4 protein-coding genes and 3 pseudogenes are annotated in these 3,676 nt (G+C 58.9%); 6 read left to right on the forward strand and 1 reads right to left on the reverse strand.

Features of this window, described 5'->3' with window-relative positions; genetic code table 11:
• Positions 1 to 65: 65 nt before the first annotated feature.
• Positions 66 to 761 carry an urea ABC transporter ATP-binding subunit UrtE gene (gene urtE / locus BFD71_RS38550; protein ID WP_069269410.1) on the forward strand — a complete coding sequence of 232 codons (696 nt, stop codon included), beginning with the start codon at positions 66 to 68 and terminating at the stop codon, positions 759 to 761.
• Positions 762 to 946: 185 nt separating this feature from the next.
• Here urtE and BFD71_RS38555 read toward each other — a convergent pair whose 3' ends face one another.
• On the reverse strand, positions 947 to 1,585 hold the full coding sequence (locus BFD71_RS38555) for a class I SAM-dependent methyltransferase (protein ID WP_083245748.1): 639 nt from the start codon (positions 1,583 to 1,585) through the stop codon (positions 947 to 949).
• A 297-nt stretch (positions 1,586 to 1,882) separates the two neighbouring features.
• Between BFD71_RS38555 and BFD71_RS42695 the strand changes: the two are divergent.
• From BFD71_RS42695 to BFD71_RS41230, 5 genes and pseudogenes are all read left to right on the forward strand, one after another.
• Positions 1,883 to 1,999 (forward strand): annotated as a pseudogene (locus tag BFD71_RS42695) (ABC transporter ATP-binding protein); the annotation flags it as partial.
• A gap of 151 nt (positions 2,000 to 2,150) precedes the next feature.
• Entirely contained in the window at positions 2,151 to 2,579 is a 429-nt protein-coding gene (locus tag BFD71_RS38565; RefSeq protein ID WP_069269414.1) for an antitoxin Xre/MbcA/ParS toxin-binding domain-containing protein, read from the forward strand.
• Entirely contained in the window at positions 2,579 to 3,070 is a 492-nt protein-coding gene (locus BFD71_RS40195) for an RES family NAD+ phosphorylase (protein ID WP_083245749.1), read from the forward strand. The genes BFD71_RS38565 and BFD71_RS40195 overlap by 1 nt, the downstream gene beginning before the upstream one ends.
• Positions 3,071 to 3,249: 179 nt before the next feature.
• Positions 3,250 to 3,543: pseudogene (locus BFD71_RS38575) on the forward strand (ABC transporter ATP-binding protein); the annotation flags it as partial.
• A 22-nt stretch (positions 3,544 to 3,565) separates the two neighbouring features.
• A pseudogene (locus BFD71_RS41230) lies at positions 3,566 to 3,676 on the forward strand (ABC transporter ATP-binding protein); the annotation flags it as partial.

The raw sequence follows: 3,676 nt of genomic DNA on the forward strand, positions 1-3,676 counted from the left end.
GAAGCGCGACGAAGCGGTCATCGAATCGTATCTGGGCCGCTAGGGCCGTTTTGAATAGATCAGTCATGCTAACCATCGAATCGCTGAATCAGTACTATGGCGGCAGCCACATCCTGCGCAACGTCTCGATGACGGTGCCCGAGGGTGAACTCACCGTGCTGCTCGGCCGCAACGGCGTGGGCAAGACGACACTGCTGCGCTGCCTCATGGGCGTCGTGCCGACGAAGAACGGTTCGATTGCGTGGCGCGGCGAAGCGCTCACGAAGCTGCCCACGCATGCGCGGGTGGCGCAGGGCCTCGCTTACGTGCCGCAAGGGCGCGATATCTTTCCGCGCCTGAGCGTCGAAGAGAATCTGCTGGTGGGCGCGGCGAGCAAGAAGCGCATGCCGTCGAGCGTGCCCGCGCACATCTACGAACTCTTTCCCGTGCTCAAGGACATGAAGGCGCGGCGCGGCGGCGACCTCTCGGGCGGCCAGCAGCAGCAGCTCGCCATCGGCCGCGCGCTGATGAGCGATCCGCAGCTGCTCATTCTCGATGAGCCTACCGAAGGCATCCAGCCTTCGATCATCCAGGACATCGGCCGCACGTTGCGCAGGCTCGTGGAAGAGATGCACATGACGGTGCTGCTGGTCGAGCAGTACTACGACTTCGCCAAGGCCATCGCGGACCGCTACTGGGTGATGAGCCGCGGCGAAATCGTGGCGGGCGGCGCCGGCGCGAGCATGGATGCGGATGGGGTGCGGGAGTTGATCGCGGTGTGAACCCTGAAATTGGCGACCAGCCGCCACGACAAATGCCGGGCATGCTTACGAAAGTTTTACGTGGATCTGCAGGGACCGGACGGCGCTCGTCGCCCCTGAACCACCTTTCAGGCGCATGCAACGTCAAGGCAGCTTCCAAAGCGCAACAGACCGCTGGTTGTGCGCTGGGGTCTGCGCATCTGGCGTTATGAAAGAACATATTCGAATTTATCAATCATCTTGTCGATAAGATTCGTGTCGATATTTTTCTTGCTGGGAACGATGAATAGGCACTGCCGGCCGAAAGTGTCGGCGCGAGAGATGAAGTCCTCGACTATATGATAATGGGGACGATTTGTGTAATCATCGAAGATAATTTTCGTCCCTTCATTGGATAATTTCAGTGTTGTTAAAAAACAGAGAACGCGAAATCGTCCATCAATAAGAACAATGTCGGGGTTCTGATGATTTGCCCATGGAGCATTGGCGTATCTAAGAAAATTTTGCCTTTTTTGGTAATTGATTGGAGCGCCCCACTGCCCCAGCTCACCGCAATCTACCCACTCAATTGTGGCATCTTTCCGGTCAATTCTATTCTCCACAAAATCAATCCATTCCTTGCTCGTGTCTATGCTATGAATTTTTGCATTGGTATTCTGCGCTACCCAAATCGTGCTTTCTCCGCAGCCGTACTCGAAATAAAGCCTCGATGAGGCCGTGAGTCGCTTGAACATTGCGTCATCGCCATCGAAAAGAACCTTCTTCTTTTCGGGAGATAGCAATTTCCTGGCTCCAATGGTAATCAGGGGAGGAGCGATAAGTTTAAGGCATTTAATTGCTGACATTGTTGTCTCCACTCATAATTTGAGACAATAAAAAATCCATCAATTGGGGTGGTGCAGTTTCCGAGTAACCTTTAACGAACGCTTTCAGAAAGGTTTACGATTTCCTGTCTGTTACGACACGAACGTTTCCCCCATGACCATGCAGGACATACAGGCGAACTTCTGTGTCCTTTCGCACAGTAGTGCCCCTAACCAGGCATCCGCTCTAGGCGCGCTGGTACGCGCCGTGCGCTTGGAGGCATTCGTGGTCTGCGATGGCAGGGGCGACGCGATCCCTGTGAGGGGCTTGCAGCAGACGTGCCCACGAAGTACGGCTCGATCGACTGGCGCGGAGAGGCGCTCACGAAGCTGCCCACCCATGCGCGCTTGGCGCAGTGCCTCGCTTACGTACCGCAAGGGCGCGATATCTTTCCGGGCGTGTACGCAGCGGTCATCCCCGCATTGCCGTTATGCGCGGCGGCGCCGGGCTTGAGCTTGCTGTAATGGAGAGCGGGTAGTCAGCCTTCATCGCGGCGAGCTCAAATGAGCTATAATGGAGGCTCATTTGATTTACGACGGAAGCGCCATGCAACTCGTTTCCCCCGAGAAGATCGCTGCAGTCATGGGACTGAGTCCGGTGCCCCATTCGATCGCCGAACTCGAGGCGCAGGTCGCAGAAGGCCTGCCCAAATCCGCCTTGCGTAACGGCGTCGAACAGATCGCCCTGACCGCGGAGGCAAGGCGCGCGCTCCAGGCACGCATCGTCCCTGAGGCAACCTACAAGCGCCGTCGCGACAGGCTGACACCTGATGAATCGGAGAAGACAGAGCGCCTCGCACGGGTCTACGCGAGCGCGGCCTACGTCTGGGACGATCCGGCGGACGCACGCACCTTCCTTGCCACGCCCCACCCCCTGCTGGAGGGGCGCGTGCCCCTTGAGGTTGCCCTGACCGAGCTGGGTGCGCGCCGCGTGGAAGAACTCCTCTGGAAGCTCTTCTACGGGCTACCGGCCTGATGAGGATTTTCCGCATTGCCGACAGGCGGCATCCGCTATGGAGCGGCACCGGCGCCATGCTCGTTGGCGGCCGATTCAACAGCCCTGGCCGTCCCGTGATCTATGGCGCGCTCACGTTCGCAGGAGCCATGCTCGAGGTACTGGTACACGCACGGATCGGCAAAGTGCCGAAGACACACGTCTGGGTCGAGGCGCAGGTTCCTGATGATCTTCCCGTCGAAAGGTTCACCCCCGGCACACTGCCTGCAGGTTGGGACGGGCCATCCACTGAAATCGCACGTGATTTCGGAAACCGCTGGCTGGAGGAATGCCGCTCCGCGGTCCTGATCGTGCCTTCTGTAGTCGCACGTGCCGAGTCCAACGCGCTGGTAAATCCCGCCCATCCAGACGCTGCGCGGATCGTCGTATCAGAAGCGCTGCCGGTCTTATGGGACGAACGCCTGTTCGTTCTACCTGCAACAGGGAGTCCGGGAAAACCGGAACAGCACTGAACGCGCAGTCACCGTGCGGTCGCAATCTTCCAGACTGGTATCACGTCGGAATTTCACCAGGCAGAGACGAACTGGCCGTTGTTCCTTGCCTGATGCAATCCGGGAAATCCTGCGTGATCTCTCACGACCTGTCAGTTTCAGCAGTCAGATTCTCACTGCAGGGCGCTCGCTGGCCGACTAAACAGCGGCTCGAAATCGGCATGCTGCTCATGCAAAGGCCGCAGCTGTTGCTGCTCGACGAGCCCGCCGCCGGCATGACCGACGACGAGACCATGGAACTCGCGACGCTCCTCAACCGCCTGCGCGGCAGCTGCTCGATGATGGTGGTCGAGCACGACATGGAGTTCGTCGCGGCGCTTGCGGGGGAAACCGGGCGCGTCACGGTGATGGCCGAAGGCAGCGTGCTCGCGCACGGCACGCTCGAGGACGTGAAGCGCGACGAAGCGGTCATCGAATCGTATCTGGGCCGCTAGGGCCGTTTTGAATAGATCAGTCATGCTAACCATCGAATCGCTGAATCAGTACTATGGCGGCAGCCACATCCTGCGCAACGTCTCGATGACGGTGCCCGAGGGTGAACTCACCGTGCTGCTCGGCCGCAACGGC

Origin of the sequence: Paraburkholderia nodosa (genome assembly GCF_001718195.1) — a bacterium.
Taxonomy (GTDB): domain Bacteria; phylum Pseudomonadota; class Gammaproteobacteria; order Burkholderiales; family Burkholderiaceae; genus Paraburkholderia; species Paraburkholderia nodosa_A.